Origin of the sequence: Herbiconiux daphne, from assembly GCF_024979295.1 — a bacterium.
GTDB lineage: Bacteria > Actinomycetota > Actinomycetes > Actinomycetales > Microbacteriaceae > Herbiconiux > Herbiconiux daphnes.
Map to the genome: position 1 here is coordinate 1 of NZ_JANLCJ010000432.1, position 677 is coordinate 677.

The following is a 677-nucleotide window of genomic DNA, read 5'->3' on the forward strand; positions in this document are numbered from 1 at the left end:
GATAGTGAAGGGAATCCAATAGAATGAAACATGTACCAGCAGGGGTTATTGAATCTTTACGTCGGGCAGTTGCAGTAGCAGAAAGCACGGATAAGAAAGAAGCAGCTTTTATGGTGCTTCTGACAGCTTGTAAACGTTTGATTCGTGAACTCGAATCTAAACCTGTAGCCAATTGGAAGAATGGCAACATGGAAGAATTTAACACTATGACAAGGAACAATCAATAATGGTTAAAATGGATTTTACTGAGTGGCAGGAAGCTAACCGTCAAGCTGGTATTGAACGTGGTAGTAAGGCTGAGAATGATTTCATCAAACAGTTTGGTGGTCACTTGACTCCAGATAAATCTGACCAATATCGTGATATTGATATTCGGATGGGTGCTGATGGTGATACTTACTCAATTAAAGACCAAGTTGCAATTTCAAAAAAGACTGGTAACATTTCATTCGAAATGGAACTAATCAACTCAAAAACAAAACATCGTCAGCCAGGGAATTATGCTTCATGTGAAGCTGATAAATATGGCATCGGTCTTACCTATAAGGATGAACCTTACTGGTGGATTTATGATGTGAAGGAGTTTAAAGAGTGGTTAGACAAGAATAAAGACAGGTTTAAAACCAAGACGCTACTACAGTGGCGAATTGATGATAACCGTCGACAAGGTCGAGTAT

Annotated in this window: 2 protein-coding genes; one reads left to right on the forward strand and one right to left on the reverse strand. The window is 39.1% G+C overall.

Going from position 1 to position 677, the window contains the following annotated elements:
* Nucleotides 1-190 (reverse strand): hypothetical protein (locus N1032_RS25680; RefSeq protein WP_259543439.1); only part of this gene is annotated, 190 nt, incomplete at its 3' end.
* Between the two features lie 45 nt (nt 191-235).
* Between N1032_RS25680 and N1032_RS25685 the strand changes: the two genes are divergently transcribed.
* A partial coding sequence (locus N1032_RS25685) for a hypothetical protein (RefSeq protein WP_259543441.1) occupies nt 236-677 on the forward strand: 442 nt, incomplete at its 3' end.